General features: G+C 40.3%; 18 protein-coding genes. 9 read left to right on the forward strand and 9 right to left on the reverse strand.

Annotation, left to right across the window (positions count from 1 at the left end; translation table 11 throughout):
• Positions 1–539: 539 nt before the first annotated feature.
• Genes hypA through hypB form a run of 5 tightly spaced genes read right to left on the reverse strand, consistent with a single transcriptional unit; the run spans position 540 to position 4018 of the window.
• Entirely contained in the window at positions 540–896 is a 357-nt protein-coding gene (hypA, locus tag BTO21_RS06060) for a hydrogenase maturation nickel metallochaperone HypA (protein ID WP_045032544.1), read from the reverse strand.
• A complete protein-coding gene (hypE, locus tag BTO21_RS06065; RefSeq protein ID WP_045032546.1) occupies positions 896–1927 on the reverse strand; it encodes a hydrogenase expression/formation protein HypE in 1032 nt (343 codons plus the stop codon). The genes hypA and hypE overlap by 1 nt, the downstream gene beginning before the upstream one ends.
• Complete coding sequence (gene hypD, locus BTO21_RS06070; RefSeq protein WP_045032548.1) at positions 1924–3045, reverse strand: hydrogenase formation protein HypD; 1122 nt, start codon at positions 3043–3045, stop codon at positions 1924–1926. The genes hypE and hypD overlap by 4 nt, the downstream gene beginning before the upstream one ends.
• Complete coding sequence (locus BTO21_RS06075; protein ID WP_045032550.1) at positions 3042–3281, reverse strand: HypC/HybG/HupF family hydrogenase formation chaperone; 240 nt, start codon at positions 3279–3281, stop codon at positions 3042–3044. The genes hypD and BTO21_RS06075 overlap by 4 nt, the downstream gene beginning before the upstream one ends.
• A 2-nt stretch (positions 3282–3283) precedes the next feature.
• Complete coding sequence (gene hypB, locus BTO21_RS06080; protein WP_045032552.1) at positions 3284–4018, reverse strand: hydrogenase nickel incorporation protein HypB; 735 nt, start codon at positions 4016–4018, stop codon at positions 3284–3286.
• Between the two features lie 415 nt (positions 4019–4433).
• Between hypB and BTO21_RS06085 the strand changes: the two genes are divergently transcribed.
• Complete coding sequence (locus tag BTO21_RS06085) at positions 4434–5012, forward strand: hypothetical protein (RefSeq protein ID WP_045032554.1); 579 nt, start codon at positions 4434–4436, stop codon at positions 5010–5012.
• A 92-nt stretch (positions 5013–5104) separates the two neighbouring features.
• On the opposite strand, the gene BTO21_RS06090 is transcribed toward BTO21_RS06085, so the two are convergent.
• The 4 genes from BTO21_RS06090 to hutW form a co-directional block, all read right to left on the reverse strand.
• A complete protein-coding gene (locus BTO21_RS06090) occupies positions 5105–5500 on the reverse strand; it encodes a hypothetical protein (RefSeq protein ID WP_045032556.1) in 396 nt (131 codons plus the stop codon).
• Positions 5501–5717: 217 nt separating this feature from the next.
• Entirely contained in the window at positions 5718–6275 is a 558-nt protein-coding gene (gene hutZ / locus BTO21_RS06095; RefSeq protein WP_045032557.1) for a heme utilization protein HutZ, read from the reverse strand.
• Positions 6276–6393: 118 nt separating this feature from the next.
• Positions 6394–6909, reverse strand: a complete 516-nt coding sequence (gene hutX / locus BTO21_RS06100) for a heme utilization cystosolic carrier protein HutX (RefSeq protein WP_045032558.1) — start codon at positions 6907–6909, stop codon at positions 6394–6396.
• 37 nt (positions 6910–6946) lie between these two features.
• A complete protein-coding gene (gene hutW / locus BTO21_RS06105; RefSeq protein ID WP_045032570.1) occupies positions 6947–8338 on the reverse strand; it encodes a heme anaerobic degradation radical SAM methyltransferase ChuW/HutW in 1392 nt (463 codons plus the stop codon).
• 443 nt (positions 8339–8781) lie between these two features.
• On the opposite strand from hutW, the gene BTO21_RS06110 reads away from it, so the two are divergent.
• The 8 genes from BTO21_RS06110 to BTO21_RS06145 all read left to right on the forward strand — a co-directional run bounded on the left by BTO21_RS06110 (position 8782) and on the right by BTO21_RS06145 (position 15880).
• Positions 8782–9606: an energy transducer TonB gene (locus tag BTO21_RS06110; RefSeq protein ID WP_045032559.1), complete on the forward strand. Its 825-nt coding sequence runs from the start codon at positions 8782–8784 to the stop codon at positions 9604–9606.
• A gap of 3 nt (positions 9607–9609) precedes the next feature.
• Positions 9610–10314, forward strand: a complete 705-nt coding sequence (locus BTO21_RS06115) for a MotA/TolQ/ExbB proton channel family protein (RefSeq protein WP_045032560.1) — start codon at positions 9610–9612, stop codon at positions 10312–10314.
• Entirely contained in the window at positions 10311–10730 is a 420-nt protein-coding gene (locus BTO21_RS06120; RefSeq protein WP_045032561.1) for an ExbD/TolR family protein, read from the forward strand. The genes BTO21_RS06115 and BTO21_RS06120 overlap by 4 nt, the downstream gene beginning before the upstream one ends.
• Positions 10730–11677, forward strand: coding sequence for a heme/hemin ABC transporter substrate-binding protein (locus BTO21_RS06125; RefSeq protein ID WP_105026729.1), 948 nt, complete (start codon positions 10730–10732; stop codon positions 11675–11677). The genes BTO21_RS06120 and BTO21_RS06125 overlap by 1 nt, the downstream gene beginning before the upstream one ends.
• An 18-nt stretch (positions 11678–11695) precedes the next feature.
• Positions 11696–12733, forward strand: a complete 1038-nt coding sequence (locus BTO21_RS06130; protein ID WP_045032562.1) for a FecCD family ABC transporter permease — start codon at positions 11696–11698, stop codon at positions 12731–12733.
• Positions 12730–13527, forward strand: coding sequence for a heme ABC transporter ATP-binding protein (locus BTO21_RS06135; RefSeq protein ID WP_045032564.1), 798 nt, complete (start codon positions 12730–12732; stop codon positions 13525–13527). Before BTO21_RS06130 ends, BTO21_RS06135 begins: the two co-directional genes overlap by 4 nt.
• A gap of 381 nt (positions 13528–13908) precedes the next feature.
• Complete coding sequence (gene purR, locus BTO21_RS06140) at positions 13909–14913, forward strand: HTH-type transcriptional repressor PurR (protein WP_045032566.1); 1005 nt, start codon at positions 13909–13911, stop codon at positions 14911–14913.
• A 379-nt stretch (positions 14914–15292) separates the two neighbouring features.
• Positions 15293–15880, forward strand: a complete 588-nt coding sequence (locus BTO21_RS06145; protein WP_045032568.1) for a TfoX/Sxy family DNA transformation protein — start codon at positions 15293–15295, stop codon at positions 15878–15880.
• Positions 15881–16068 lie beyond the last annotated feature (188 nt).

Here is a 16068-nt window from a genome sequence, read left to right on the forward strand (position 1 = left end):
CTTAATTTAAACACCTATAAAGGTGTACAGTTTTACTTGACCACTTCAGATGCAGCCTATTATCCGTCATCTCGGAAGTCGAGGAACGAAAGCTATCCGTGATCTATTCACCGCGTGATTGAGCATCAAAGACGCCAGCGAAAACAGGAACTCTACAACGCGTGGATGGTAGATTCCCTATCTCGTTCGTAACCTCACTATAGGGAATGACGGGGGTTGAGGTTGGCATTCATTGTAGAGAGTGACGAGGTTGATTTGTGCATTTTTTATTGAAAATGATACAGCCTATTATCCGTCATCTCGGAAGGCGAGGAACGAAAGCTATCCGTGATCTATTCACCGCGTATTTGAGCTTCAAAGACGCCAATGAATACAGTCACTCTACAACGCATGGTTAGTAGATTCCCTATCTCGTTCGTAACCTCACTGTAGGGAATGACGGGGGTAAAGTAACTCTATGACTCGAACCTGGTTTTCCTCCAAAAAAAAGGCCATACCTGCGTTAACGGGTATGGCCTTTTTTTAGCAATAGTCGCTACTTATACGTCTTTGCTTTGCTCGACTTCTAGCTGCATGAGCATTAAGTCTTCGCCATCTAAAACATGGGTGCGATTACTACCACAATGCTGACAAATAATACTGCGCTCGGTGTGAGTGGTTTCTTGTCCACATTCGAGACAGGATAATACTAGCGGCTGAATATTCATTTCAAACTCAGCCTCATGGCAAATACTTTCAAGCTTAAAAGTCTGAAACGCGGTTTCAAGTAAGGCAGGTTCTACCCCACTTAAAATGCCGACTTTAATCGCAACGCGGGTAACTTTATCAGCATTGTTATCACGAGCATGTTGTTCGCATTGTTCGATAAGTGCGCCGACAATGGAATACTCGTGCATTAACAAATCCTCGGTAATAATTCACCTTGAGGAAGGTCAAGATAACGACGGCTACCCCAACCACTGGTTAGAATTACGCGACCCGTATGATCATTATTAACTGAACCAATAACACAGGCGTTTTCACACGCAGCAAAGGCTTCAAGCACCTCTAATGCCTTTTGCGCTTGTGCTTGAGGTAATGCAATAATAAACGTGCCTTCGTTGGCTAAATCAAACGGTTCAAACCCGTATAATTCACATAGGCCGCGCACTTCTTCACTTACAGGAACATCATCTTCTACAAGACTAATGCCCACATCAGAGGCTTGCGCCCACTCGTTTAGTACCGCAGATAAACCGCCACGAGTTGCATCACGCATGGCATGAAGATCAAGCCCCGCAGCAATTAATGCTTCAACCGCAGGCCATAAGGTATTGCAGTCACTGATAAGCTCAGATTCAAGGGTTAAGCCTTCACGCGCCATTAAAATAGCCGCGCCATGACGACCTACATCACGCGACACAATGATTGCATCACCGTCAGCAAGATTACGGACTGAAATACCTGATTGCATGATTTTACCAACACCTGTGGTATTGATAAAAATACCGTCAGCACAGCCTTTAGGTACCACTTTGGTATCACCGCAAACAATTTTAGCACCTGAAATGCTTAACTCGTTAGCCATGCTATGAACGATAGTTTTAAGCTTATCGATTTCAAACCCTTCTTCAATAATCACGCTACAACTTAAATATTGCGGTTGTGCGCCCATCATCGCTAAGTCATTCACAGTGCCTGCAATGGCTAATTTACCGATGTTACCACCAGCAAAAAACAATGGTGACACTGTAAATGAATCAGTAGTAAAGGCTGTTTTACCTTCAAGGGTTAATACCGCAGCATCTTCTTCGCTACGTAAAATGGCATTATCAAATGCTTTAAAGAATAAGCCTTTAATCAGCTTATTCATTTCCTGACCACCGCCACCGTGGCTTAATTGAATGGATTTTGTAGTCGATAATGCAGAAAAATCTTGTTCACTCATTTTACACCTCGGTAACGGAAATACGCATTACACGCACCTTCTGAACTCACCATGCAACTGCCAAGTGGCGTTTGTGGCGTACAACCACGGCCAAAGACTTTACAATCTTTTGGCTTTGCTAATCCACGCAAAATGTCACCACACTGACAGGCTTTATGATCATCAATCGGTGTCATTGGCAAACAATCAGCAAATTTAATTTCAGCATCACGATGACGATATTTTTCATTCAACTGTAATGCAGAATTAGCAATCGGACCTAAACCACGCCAGCGGAAACTATCACGAATATCAAAACAACGTTTAACCGCAGCTTGAGCAACCGTATTACCTTCTTCCGTCACAGCGCGTGTGTATTGCACATCGAGTTCAGCAATGCCCGCTACTCTTTGCTTGGTTAAGCGCAGAATAGATTCCATCACATCAACCGGTTCAAACCCTGCCACAACAACGGGAGTTTGATACTTTTCAACCACTGTACGATAAATTTTAGCGCCTTCAATCACGCTTACATGCGAAGGACCAATAAAGGCATTGACCTTAACCGCAGGATCAGCCATTACCACATCAATCGCAGGTGGAACTAAAACGTGGTTGATATGGAAGTAAAGGTTATTGACCTGACGTTGCTCGGCTAATTCAATCAAAATCGCCGTCATTGGAGTTGAGGTTTCAAAACCAATCGCAAAGAAAACCACGTCTTTATCTGGGTTATCAAGGGCAATAGTTAAGCAATCAAGCGGATCATAAATTGGTCGAATATCACAGCCTTTAGCGCGATATTGTGCCAAGCTGCCTTTTGAACCAGGAACACGGATCATATCGCCCAATGTCACTAATATCACATTAGGCTGACACGCTAATGCCGCAGCATGATCAATCCGTTCTTTAGGCATCACACACACAGGACAACCAGGACCATGAATAAAATCAATATTATCCGGTAATAACTGCTTTAAACCATATTTCATGATGGTATGTGTATGACCACCACACACTTCCATGACTTGCATTGGTTCTGGTAGATCAACCGCAAGTTGCTTAATTTGTTCAGCTAAATTTAATACTGTATCGGCATCACGAAAGCCCTCATACAGTTTTTTTAGATCGAAACTCATATTGGAAGTGGCCCTGATTCATCCATAATAAACTGATACATTTCAAGACTTTCTTGTGCATCTTTGTCATCGATTTTGCTCATGACAAAACCGATATGAACTAATACATACTCACCAAGAACAAGCGGGTCCATTAATAAATGGCAGCTTACGCGACGCTTTACGCCCATGGTATCCACTGTGACTGTATTATCTTCGTGAATTTCTACAACCTGAGAGGGAATCGATAAACACATAATTACGCTTCCTGTAAACGAAGATTAGCGGTTAACCATTTAACTAAAGGCGCAAAAGTTGCTTCATCTTTAGTTGATAACGTGATCACTTCGATATTAGGATTTAGTTTTTTCAGCTGTGCTTTCGCTTCTTCAATGCTGAAATCAAAATACGGCAATAAATCACATTTGGTAATTAATACCACATCAGCACGACGGAACATCACTGGGTATTTTTCAATTTTGTCGTCACCTTCTGGAACAGAAACCAAGACAATATTTTTATGGGTGCCCACATCATAGCTTGCAGGACAAACTAAGTTACCTACGTTTTCAACAAAGCAAATATCAAGATTTTTAAGATCAACATGGTGTAATGCACCATGAACCATAAAGGCATCAAGGTGACATGCAGAACCCGTTTGAATTTGGTAAGCATCAATACCATGCGCTTTTAGGCGATCAGCATCACGTGAGGTTTCTAAATCACCCTCAATCACGGCATATTTTAAATCAGTATGCTGGTGTAAGTGCTCAAGCAATGTGGTTTTACCGCTACCAGGGCTACTCATCAAATTAAATGCCGTCACATTTTGTGCTTCAAAATGAGCACGATTATGCGCAGCTTCCACATCATTCTTATCTAGAATTTTATGAATAACTGATAATGTTTTTTTATCATTTAATTGTGGATTTGCTTGTAATTGATGGTGATGGTGATCACCTCTAGGCAATGAACAACCGCAATCTTGGCACATATGAACTCCAGCAGAAGGGACTTCTATCTATTGTATTACTCAACCGCGAGTATAAACACAAGATAAAATAAAAGAGGACTCAATTCAGGTTATGAAACACTCAAATTCTGAGAATTATGAATGATGATTATCTATACTTTAAAAGAATAATGCAATTTGTGTGATAATTTATTTTGCGGATCATTAGATTGACATTATATATATACCCCCCTTCCCGACTAACTGATAAAATAGATGCTTCTACAATTCAGTTTAGCTTCAGGCTTCATGACACTGATCTGACATAAGAGCAGATCAGGACGCGTATGTTATGCCGTAAGCACTTCAAGATTAATCATGCTGAGATTTGCTATTGTGCTCTCTCACGCTTTCTTGAATAGTAATGTTATTCATTGAAAAAAAAAGAGAAACCATAATGCATACAAAAACATCTAGCTTAAAAACCAAGCTTCTTAAATTAGCAGCTCCAGTCGCGTTAGCTTGTGCATTTGCAGCAGCGCCAACAATGGCTATGGCTAAAGATGCGCCAACAACTGTGCCTATGGCCTCGTCTCACCAAATTACTGCTGAACAACAGCATGTTGCAGGCGAAATTGGTAAAATCCAACAAGAACTTGCAGCTATTCGTGTAAAAACACTAAAAGCAAATCCTCAACTAATCACTGAGATGAAAGCTTACGAAACAGCGTTTAACAATAAAGTTAAAACATTAGGTTACCAACCTGAGAAACTTATCAAGCGTGCTCAAGAAATCCAAGTTGAAGCAACCAAGAAAGATATCTCAAATGACACTCGTACTAATTTAATCAAAGAATTTACCACTATCCGTACCACGCTTGAAACGCAGCAACGTACAATCTTGAACGATCCTGCAATCAGTAAGCAAGACAAGCAAGTGCAAGATGACGTTATTAATGCAATGAAAAAGCAAGATTCAAAAACAGCTGATCTATTAAAGCAACTAGATCAACTTGTGATGCAATTTAAGAAATAATTGCGATTAAGCAATAATCTCTTTGCAAAAAAAAAGGATAATCAATTGATTATCCTTTTTTATATTGTTCATATTTGAATCAATGTAAGACGTTATAACTTCACGGCTTGATTTTGACTTAACAACCTCATGCCATTAATTATTTTTGCAAACCACACCACAATCGCAACAATGGCAATCGCACCACCGATAAACGGCAATACATGAAGGACAGTCTGTAAAATATCACTATGAACCCAGTATTCCGCCCCCGCAATCATGCCCGTTGTTGTTGCAGCCGAAACACCTAGCACCACAAAAAAAGTTAAAAACAAAAAGAAGCTGCGAATAATGGTGTAGTAATGACTATAAGTAATCTCATCAGTGCCTTTATCGAGTTTATAACCCGCATAAATAATAGCGATAATACCTGATAATAATAAGGTAAACGGGGTTAAGAAACTGGCGATATAAGCAAACCAGAGCCCTTTTTTATGTTCTTCCGTCATGATCTTGATCCGAATAATTTAGCAATATATAAGCTAATTATCACTGATATTTACTCTAGTTCAAGTTTTGCTCTAAATTACGATGATCGGGATCAACTTATCAATAATCGCTGTCGCTAGAGTCTGCTATAACGCCCTAAACGAACACATGCCCGTGACGAATCAACAGGCATAATCCCTCATTATTTTATTTTATCGCTGTATTCTGATCAGCAACTTATAATTTATCTTCAGGTGTTTCAATTTCAGAACCATCTTTAATACGACGGTGACCTTGCTCTAGATGGACAAAATCAACTAAATCATCACCACTCACTTGAAACGCTTGACCAAATCCTTTCACAAATAGACCTTGAGTGGGTGCTAAACGGAATAACACAAAATCTTCTAACCCACTTAAACCATCAATAATCTCACCAAAACGGTCACGTAAGCCTTCAACCGCTAATAGCCAACGATCACTATTACGTTCAACCACACTAACATCAGCCTCAAAGGTTAATCGTTTACGGGCATACAAGGTTTTCGCTGTGGCTTCATCCTCAATCATCATTAAAGAGACTTGCGGATTTTCCAGTAAGTTACGTGCATGTTTGGCGATTTGACTAATTAATACATAATAACCATCATCAAGTAATGCAAATGGCGCATAACTGACATTAGGTTTACCGTTAATATCGACGGTGGCGAGTTGCAGTGTTAAACACGCTTCACGAAATTCTTTAATCTCTGGTCCTAAACGACTTTGTAGTCGCTCTTGTTTTACTTCGCTCATGAATAATTCCCTTATATCCTTTAATACAGGCTGACTAATGTTCTATTTTTATGGTGTTGTTATATTTTTAGCTGACTTATCTTTTTCGTTAACTAAACCTGTTAGCTAAGAGCTTTAACTAACTTAGTGTTTTTAACTGCTGAAACTTTTCAATTTGTTCCGGGTACAAGTTGCGCTGTTTATCGCGTCCTAAATAGACTTTAAAAACACATTCACCATGCTCGGCAAAGAAGCCTATAAAATAGCTTTCTTGTCCCATAAATGGCTTACTGACTAACGCAATATGTTCAACCAAATCTAACCGTAGATGGCCGTGTAATTCGCCCTCTTTACCCATTAAATTATAGTAGCCCCGTGCCAACTTTCCTTTGGGAAACGGTGCTTTTACTTCAAAAATAGACCCCATTGAATGCACGATAGTTGTAACAGGCCCCCAACTGGGTAATGCCTCGACAATGGTTTGTGCCACATTACCAGTCAGTGGAAAAACTAACTCAGATGGCAGTGATAACACTACTTCACCTTCTGTAACCTGTAGTTGTTCAGCAATAGCACCAGCATGAAGTTTGTCATTTTGTTGCAATATTTGAGCAACCCTTGTTTTTAATTCATCGTGGGAATAGCGATTAAACACAGTTATCATCCTTTTTAGTTATCGTTAGCACGTCTGTTTAATTGACACACTGTTGGGATTGAGCTTTTACCGTTGCGGTTGTCATTACTTGAATCAGCGCCTGAGCAAGTGTTACCGCCCAAAATTGTCCCGCTAACGTTAAATTCAAATAGCGGTGACGACCTTGTTGTTCTAATACGACAAAACCATTTTTTTGCCATTGTTGAAATAACGGTAAACAATAGCTAAACAATGACCAGCCAGCCTGTTTATCTAATTCTTTCGCCACAACCACACCACGATCAAAACCTGCTTTAATAGCCGTATTTATCGCCGCATGATGTGATGATTTAACCATCATCGCTAACGGAAAACGTTGGTTGCTAACATCATCGATATAACGTTCAAGTTTACGATGTTGCATAAAACCATAACCGCCAATATTACCTCCCGCTCCTGCCCCTAGCGGTAACACTTCAGCGGTTGTTTTAGCCAAACTGTTATAACAGCTTCGCTCACGGTTATCGCGCGCCCAGTGGTTAACACTTAAACGACGTAAATGATGCTTTGCCATATAATCAACCCCAATTTCAAACATTGAGGCTTTCGTCATAGTATCGGCAGGTTCAGGCAAACGGCCTTGTTCAACCATTTTCCCCATTGGAGTATTACCCATTTCAATCAGCTGGTATAAATCAACACCATGTGCGCCACAATCAAGAAAATCGTCGAGATCTTGTTGCCACACATCTATATTTTGATAAGGCAAGCCATAGAGTAAATCAATCACAATCGGTGCTTGATCTGTGGTAGCCAACTCATTAATGCGCTTTAGCACCACTTCACGATCATCTAGCCGCTTTGCTTTACGGCGTACTTGGGTATCAAAACTTTGTACCCCAAACGAAAAGCGATTAAACCCACCTTCAAGTGCTGATTCAAACATCTCATCGCTAAAACGGTTAATTCGCCCTTCTAGGGTTAACTCACAATCGGTGGCTAACGGAAAGTGGTGGCGGATCATGGTGCCGAGTTGTTTAATTTGCGCAGCGGTTAGATCCGTCGGTGTACCACCACCAATATAAACCGCCTGAAAAGGTGCCGCTTGGCTCCAAGGTTGGGCTGCTTTATATTTTAGCTCAACCAGTAAAGCCGCAAAATAATCATCAATTAAGCGTTGGCTTGATGCATATTCAAAAAAACTACAATAAGTACAACGTACTCGGCAAAATGGAATATGAACGTATAAACAACGTTTATTAAAAGGAGGGTTCGTAAGTTGTAATACCTGCTTCGCTATCGACTGTATGTCATCTGCAACAATAGGTGCATGATGACTTCCACCTGCATGGGCTGATAATTTACGGCGAAAACCAAACCGTAAAGGATCCGGCGTACTCTCACCTAGAATATCGCTTCCAAAAACAGACGTATCCAATCTCGCCGGTATATTGACAGGTAATGTTAATTGTTCAGCATTTATCATCGTAATGGCTATATCCACTAGCCCCTCTAGTAACTTGTCATTAGTCATTTCGATCAGGTTGGCTACAAATCGAGACTAACCACATTATTTATGACGGTTTGCTTTCACTTTCTAAATTTTTTCATCACTACACATCCTCGTAAAAGTGGTACATCGCCACTGCTATCAATGCTTAGAAATGTTATTTGTCAGCATGATATTTTGCATTGAATAATATTGCAAATGATAATTGATATTATTCGCATTTCGTGGATAATGAATAAAAAAGGATGCGGTTACGGAAATAGCATTGCTAACCACATGAAAGTATTAACAAACAAAACAATAAGTAACAGGGGCGTTATTTTGCATCAAATTTTAATCACTCTCGACAACGTTGTTTCTAACGTTCGTTTTAGGCAAGCATAGTGAATACTCAACGCTATGTAGTTGCTGGAGCGGTATCACTATTGGTGCACAGTATGTTTCTAGCTGCGATGCCAACCAAAGATCCAATCACACTAACGATGGGGACCGATACGCCACATGTTAGTTTGACATTTGCTGCTATCTCACCGGAGGTAGCTCAAGCATCACAGCCCACTGTAACGCCACTGACTCCTGTAACGCCAACAGTGCCAAAACCAATAAAGTCTCCTGTCGTATCAACCATGAAACGCTTAGCAAAAACGACGGCGGATAAAGCGATATCTAAAAAAGCATCAACGTCGAAGAAAGCAACAATACAAAAGAAAACCATAGCGCCAAAGAAAACGCCACCGATCAAGAAAACGGTCACTCCAGTAAAGAAAAAACAGCTTACGCACAAAAAACCAATTAAACAGACATCAGAGGTAGTCACGCCAACAACGACTACAGATGCAAAAACAGCATTAAAACCAATAAAAGCGTCACCGAATCAATCAAACACAACCGCGACAACGGCTGTCGATAATGCTGGAACTCAAACATTGAAATTGGTTTCAAAACCGACCTTCGCAACTCGCCCTGGCTCCGTAAATTATCCCAAATTAGCTAAACGTCGAGGGATAGAAGGTCAAGTATTGATAGAGGTTTGGATTGGTACTAAAGGACAACAACTCAACCAAAAACTGATCAAATCATCAGGTGCACAAATCTTAGATAACGCAGCAATGACTGCCATTAAGAAGTGGCACTTTTCTGCTCATATTGTGAACGGTACGGCGATTGCCCACCGAGTACAGATCCCTGTACGTTTTAAATTGGATTAAACCATGCCTATTATCGACAATCTCACTCAACAATTTGGTCTTATGACATGGCCACTGCTTACCTGCTCTGCATTAACAGTCATGATTTTAGTCGAACGTTTAATACAGGTTTTACTCTGTACTGGCGTAGGTAAGACCAAGATCACCGCATTACTTGAGCAACAAAATAGGCATGATGATCGCGCCCTTGATCAATTGGCAGAGCAACTCAAACACCAACGCCCGTTATTAAGCAAAGGTATTGCGATGCTGATCTCTCACCGTCATTTCACCAAACCTTTACGAGAAGATGCCGCGGGTATTTGGCTACTTCAAAAACGCCAACAATTGCGCTCAGGGTTACGGTTACTCAGTTTAATTGGTGTTATAAGCCCTTTGCTTGGCCTTCTTGGAACCGTTCTGGGCTTAATTGACATGTTTAAAAGTATCGCTCTCTCAACCACAGGTGCAGTAACACCAAGTGATTTGGCTGATGGCTTAGGTTTAGCCATGCGTACCACTGCGGCTGGACTCATTATCGCCCTACCTGCCATTACTGGCTCACAATTATTAGGCTTATGGGCCGATAGCATCATGGCGAAACTGGAACACAGCTTAAATCGCTGCAATTTATGGTTGGAAGGAATGAATCTTGATGTCGGTAATAGCCCTGTAAAACCGTGTGATACTTGTGATGAAAACCCTGCTTACAATGGCAAATCAGTATGATAAGTATCAATAATAACCAGCAAAATGCAGATGAATTAAATCCAGATTTAACCCCACTATTAGATATTATTTTTATCGTAATGGTGTTTTTACTGCTCACTGCTACCGTAAAAATTAAAGCGTTAGAGGTAGAGTTACCACAAACATCAACGCAGATATTACAAACAACCAAAGCCGATCCGATTGCGATAAACCTGGTTGCAACTGAGCCTTATTGGGCATTGCAAGGCCAACCAATCAACAACTGGGATAGTTTTACACAGCAACTATTAACGGAAGTAAAAACGAACCCGAATAAACCCGTCGTTATTGGAGCCGATAAAAAAGCCTCTGTCGAACAAATGCTCAAACTATTAGCTTTTCTACAAAAAAACGATATTAAAGCCACTCAATTATTAATGGAAGATCAGCCATAATGAACCGTCATACCTCTTTTATAACATCCTCTTTGATAACAGACTCTTTTGTAACTACACATTTTTGGCGTCACGTTTGTCGAAAAACACTCTTTTCAGCAACTCTGTTTATTACAGCGTCGAGCTTATTTAGCCCAATCGCCCATGCTCAATCCACTCCTAATTCTACTGGTATTATTAGTGCTGGCGCTGCCATTACCGAAATAATTAATGCCTTAGGTGCCAAACAACAACTGATTGCGGTGGATGTTACCAGTAAGACATTAGTCGCTAACGATGTACCTAAAGTCGGTTATCATCGCCAACTTTCAGCAGAAAGCCTGATCGCTTTGGCGCCAACACGTATTATTGGTTCAGATGAAATGGGACCGCCGAAGACATTGGCCTTATTGAAACAGTCAGGCATTGAGGTTGATATTGTCAATGGCGGAGAAACCGTTAATGACTTACTGCATCGAATCGATCAAGTGGCAGCCCTAACGCAGCATCAACAACAAGCACAGCAGCTTAAACAACAAATTACAACCACCGTAGAGAATATTAAACAACGCAACTTACACCAAAAACAGCCTAAAAAAGTGTTGTTCTTAATGATTCACGATGGCCGCCCAATCAGTGTTGCAGGTAAAAACACCACCGCAGACAGTATTATTACTTTAGCAGGTGCAATTAACCCAGCGGCAAGCATGGTTACCAATTATAAACCCATCTCAACCGAAGCTATTTTACAGATGCAACCTGACATTATTTTATTAAGTGATCGTACAACAGCATCAATTAAAGATATGGCACAACTCGTCAAAAAAATGCCGATGTTAGCGGCAACACCAGCGGCAAAAAACAATGCGATTGCCGTAATTGACGGTACGGCATTAATTGGTGGTTTAGGTATTCACAGTATTAATGAAGCCATGCGACTTAATCGTGTTTTTTACCCACAATCGTAAGCTGAGATAAATGTCACCATGAACGTCACTCGTATTTCCCCCCATGTTATTTACGCGATCAGTCTGGGTGCACTATTGTTTGCGTTACTCAGCTCGATTGCGATTGGTCCAATGGACATCAGTTATAAAGACAGTTTTCTAGCGTTATTGCCCGGCAAACACCAGCTTGCCGCTCACATTGATTTGGTGATCCATCAAATACGCTTACCACGAACACTGTTATGTATTGCTATCGGTGCTATCTTGGCGATTTGTGGTGCCGTCCTACAAGGGTTATTTCGTAATCCCCTCGCGGATCCCGGCATCATTGGCATTTCAGGTGGTGCAGGACTGGGCGCGGCTTTTGCGATCATTTTATTTGCACCGTTAATGGTTCAATATCCCTTATTAATGAATATTGGCGCAGTGCCCTTTTTTGCTTTTTTAGGGGGGGCTATCAGTACTTACTTGGTGTATCACCTTGGCACTGATAAAAATGGGACATCAGTGGTAGTGATGCTACTGGCAGGTGTTGCGATTGGGGCTATTTCAGGTGCCGGATTAGGGCTACTTAACTATATTGCTGATGACCAAGCCCTACGTGATTTTTCGTTATGGTCAATGGGATCACTGGCTGGTGCAACATGGCCGAATATTGGCTTAGCCTTTATTAGCCTAGTCATCCTTTATTATTATTGTTACCGCCAAGCAAATGCACTTAATGCGTTTTTATTAGGTGAAGCTGAAGCCCGTCATATGGGTGTTAATGTTCAACATCTAAAACGCAGTTTAATTATTGTGTGTGCTGCTGGTGTCGGGATCACGGTTGCCATTACCGGTCCGATTGGTTTTATTGGTCTTGTGATCCCCCATTTAGGGCGCATGATTTCAGGCCCCAACCATAAAACATTATTGCCGATCTCAGCTATTTTAGGCGCATTAATTCTACTTGTAGCCGATATGATCGCTCGCAGTGCCTTTGCACCGCAAGAACTTCCTGTTGGTATCATTACCGCCATTTTAGGTGCGCCATTTTTCATCTATCTACTTAATAAACAAAAAGGCAGAATCGCATGACGGCAACCTGTTCACGCCCAACGGCGATTACTGCACGTAATTTGCAACTCAAATTAGCCGATAAGGTCTTATTAGATAACTTCAGTATTGACATTAAAGCAGGTGAAGTCACGGCACTTTTGGGTCCTAACGGCGCAGGTAAAAGTACACTGCTCAAGATATTATGTGGTGAAATAGCCCCTGAAAGTGGTGACGTGGCTTTTTTTAATCGTGATATCAATGATTGGCCACGGGCAGAACTTGCACGTCATCTCGGCATCTTACCGCAGCACAGTTCACTTTCTTTTGCCTTTACCTGTAAAGAAGTAGTAGAACTTGGCACTATGCCTCTCTGTTTATCACGCCAAGAGATCGAGCAAATCACCACCCAAACCATGCACAATACGGATGTTACCCACCTTGCTCAACGCTTATATCCAACCTTATCTGGCGGTGAAAAACAACGGATCCATTTCGCGCGCGTGTTAACTCAATTAAACCAAGCTCATGATAAATGTATCTTAATGTTAGATGAGCCAACGTCAGCACTCGACTTAGCCCACCAGCATAAAACGCTACAAACTGCACAAACAATGGCAATTCAAGGTGCTGCAGTTATTGTCGTATTACATGATCTAAATTTAGCTGCGCAATATGCTCAACGGATGGTCATTCTTCAACATGGTAAAATTCAAGCTGACGGACCACCATGGCAAGCCTTAAATCCGACGGTTATTAATACCGTTTATGGCTGGCAAGTTTCCGTTCACCCTCACCCCATTCATGGCTATCCTTACGTATTATCATCGAGTTAAATAATATGCTCGGTTAAAATTATTCACTAAATTTCAGTCGTTGCGTAATAAAATTGCTGAAATTTACTTTTTTTGTTGATAGCTATCAAATAATTTAATCCAAGCTAATAGAATCGTTGCACTACGCGCAACACTCAGTAAAATGTGAACGCAAGCGATTACACTTGAAAAATATGTAATAATAAAGCCGCAAAATAAATGCGGATTTTAGTGTTGAATACGATTTAAGAATGTAACAAACACATAATCGGTGCCAAATTGAATAATTAACTAGATGCTCAACGTAAATAAGATGGATTTTATTCATCTCAGTGATTACTCAATTTGGTACCACACTATTAGCTAGGCATCGATCTAGCATTCATTATTAGAAGAATAAATATGGCAACCATTAAAGATGTTGCACGTATGGCTGGTGTTTCAACGACAACAGTCTCACACGTGATCAATAAAACGCGCTTTGTCGCAGAAGCAACACAAAAAAAAGTACTGGCGGCAGTTGAAGATCTTAACTACGCACCGAGTGCTGTTGCGCGTAGCCTAAAATGTAATACCACTCGTACTATTGGTATGCTTGTAACAAAATCAACTAACCCATTTTTTGCTGAAGTTGTACATGGTGTTGAAGAATATTGTTACCGTGAAGGTTACACTCTAATTTTGTGTAATACAGAAGGTAATCTTTCTAAGCAACGTGATTACTTACGCATGCTTGCAGAAAAACGTGTCGATGGCTTGTTAGTCATGTGTTCTGATCTTGATCAGAAATTACTTGATCTTCTTGAGCGTCAAAAAGACCTACCGATGGTCATTATGGACTGGGGCCCAGAAAGCCCACACACCGATAAAATTCAAGATAATGCCGAACAAGGTGGTTATCTCGCGACTAAATACTTTATCGAACATGGTCATAGCCGTATTGGCTGTTTGTCTGGCCATAATGATAAATCAACTTGTCGTGAGCGCCTAAAAGGCTTTAACAAAGCAATGGCAGAAGCCAACTTAGCCGTTAACGAAAATTGGATCCTTGAAGGTGACTTTGAGTGTGATTCAGCGGTTAAAGCTGCCGAACAATATATCGCAATGACAGATCGCCCAACGGCTATTTTTTGCTTTAATGACATTATGGCAATGGCGCTAATTAGTACGTTTGAGCAGGCAGGATTACGTGTACCTGGTGATATTTCCATTATCGGTTACGACAACATTGATCTTGCTCCTTATTTTGCGCCCCCACTAACGACGATCCATCAGCCAAAACGTCGTTTAGGTAAAACCGCCATTAAAATTTTGATGGAGCGTATGAAAGACAAAGATCACGAACGTCAAATTTTTGAAATGTCGCCTGTAATCGTTGAACGAAAGTCTGTAAAAGATTTACGCTAGCACTACCCCCTCTTTTATAAAGCCAATATTTCTATTGGCTTTTTTCCCTTCTTGATATAACTACTCGCCACCTACCGCTATTAAAACGTTGTTTCTTACCAAGAAATATGAGCGATATCACAGATTCATCAGCTTTCGTTAATATTCAAACTTACCTTGTTACAAGATCGAATATACTGCTTCTTGTAAAAACACATATAATAGTAAGCAAAAGACTTACAAAATATAAATAGTTCTTCTATATTAATAATATTATTTATAGAGTGATACATGGATGATTTAGAGTAGGAAAATTCTCTCGTAAATAACTTTAATTATAAAAGTAAATTTACAACTACTTTAATGTTAGGTGACACTCAATAATTCACCGAGTAGAAGTATGGACAAACCAATATTAAAAGATGCATTAAAATTATTAGACCATTTTGGTAATGTAAAATCGCGTTCAATGTTTGGAGGTTTTGGTATTTTTGCAGGCGAAGCTATGTTTGCACTGGTCGTTAATAATAAACTTCACTTACGAGCAAACGCAAAAACAGAAGAGGAATTTAAACAAGCAGGTTTAGAACCGTATATCTATAAAAAACGTGGGTTTCCTGTCATAACTAAACATTACGCTATTCTTGATGAATGGTGGGAATCTCCAGAAAAAATCGTTAAGCAGGCCAAATATTCTCTTGAAGCGGCATTAGCTGATAAAAAAGCGAAAGAATGTTGTATTCCAGAGAGAATTAAAGATTTACCTAATTTACGACTTTCAAATGAAAGGATGCTCAAAAAAATAGGTATTCAAACTATTGATCAACTGCATAATATAGGAGCCCTCGAAGCTTATAAGGCATTACAAAAAACGCAAGAAATGCCATTAAGTTTAGAATTATTATGGGCACTTGAAGGTGCTATACATGGCCAGCATTGGTCAGTAATACCAGAAAGCAGACGCAATGAACTGCTAGCAAAACTATAATAAATATACTCGTCAACTGGCTAAGTGACGCTTAAGAATGAAGAGGCCCTGCGCCTCTTTAATTTATTCCACCTTGGCATTCGAGGTGTGCTGGAATTATTCTTCAGCAGAATTAACAATAATTGCATAATATTGTTAATTTCAAACTATGTATTAATAAGTAATATAAATAATATATATGTAAGAAT

It is taken from the genome of Photobacterium phosphoreum, assembly GCF_002954725.1.
Taxonomy (GTDB): Bacteria; Pseudomonadota; Gammaproteobacteria; order Enterobacterales; family Vibrionaceae; genus Photobacterium; species Photobacterium phosphoreum.

What these genes read in the sequence shown, in the direction of transcription:
- BTO21_RS06075 (WP_045032550.1), bottom strand. Translation starts at nt 3,281, where the DNA reads ATGTGTTTATCGATTCCCTCTCAGGTTGTAGAAATTCACGAAGATAAT.
- BTO21_RS06085 (WP_045032554.1), top strand. Translation starts at nt 4,434, where the DNA reads ATGCATACAAAAACATCTAGCTTAAAAACCAAGCTTCTTAAATTAGCA.
- purR (WP_045032566.1), top strand. Translation starts at nt 13,909, where the DNA reads ATGGCAACCATTAAAGATGTTGCACGTATGGCTGGTGTTTCAACGACA.
- hypD (WP_045032548.1), bottom strand. Translation starts at nt 3,045, where the DNA reads ATGAGTTTCGATCTAAAAAAACTGTATGAGGGCTTTCGTGATGCCGAT.
- hypE (WP_045032546.1), bottom strand. Translation starts at nt 1,927, where the DNA reads ATGAGTGAACAAGATTTTTCTGCATTATCGACTACAAAATCCATTCAA.
- hypB (WP_045032552.1), bottom strand. Translation starts at nt 4,018, where the DNA reads ATGTGCCAAGATTGCGGTTGTTCATTGCCTAGAGGTGATCACCATCAC.
- hypA (WP_045032544.1), bottom strand. Translation starts at nt 896, where the DNA reads ATGCACGAGTATTCCATTGTCGGCGCACTTATCGAACAATGCGAACAA.
- BTO21_RS06120 (WP_045032561.1), top strand. Translation starts at nt 10,311, where the DNA reads ATGATAAGTATCAATAATAACCAGCAAAATGCAGATGAATTAAATCCA.
- hutZ (WP_045032557.1), bottom strand. Translation starts at nt 6,275, where the DNA reads ATGAGCGAAGTAAAACAAGAGCGACTACAAAGTCGTTTAGGACCAGAG.
- BTO21_RS06135 (WP_045032564.1), top strand. Translation starts at nt 12,730, where the DNA reads ATGACGGCAACCTGTTCACGCCCAACGGCGATTACTGCACGTAATTTG.
- BTO21_RS06145 (WP_045032568.1), top strand. Translation starts at nt 15,293, where the DNA reads ATGGACAAACCAATATTAAAAGATGCATTAAAATTATTAGACCATTTT.
- BTO21_RS06090 (WP_045032556.1), bottom strand. Translation starts at nt 5,500, where the DNA reads ATGACGGAAGAACATAAAAAAGGGCTCTGGTTTGCTTATATCGCCAGT.
- BTO21_RS06130 (WP_045032562.1), top strand. Translation starts at nt 11,696, where the DNA reads ATGAACGTCACTCGTATTTCCCCCCATGTTATTTACGCGATCAGTCTG.
- BTO21_RS06125 (WP_105026729.1), top strand. Translation starts at nt 10,730, where the DNA reads ATGAACCGTCATACCTCTTTTATAACATCCTCTTTGATAACAGACTCT.
- BTO21_RS06115 (WP_045032560.1), top strand. Translation starts at nt 9,610, where the DNA reads ATGCCTATTATCGACAATCTCACTCAACAATTTGGTCTTATGACATGG.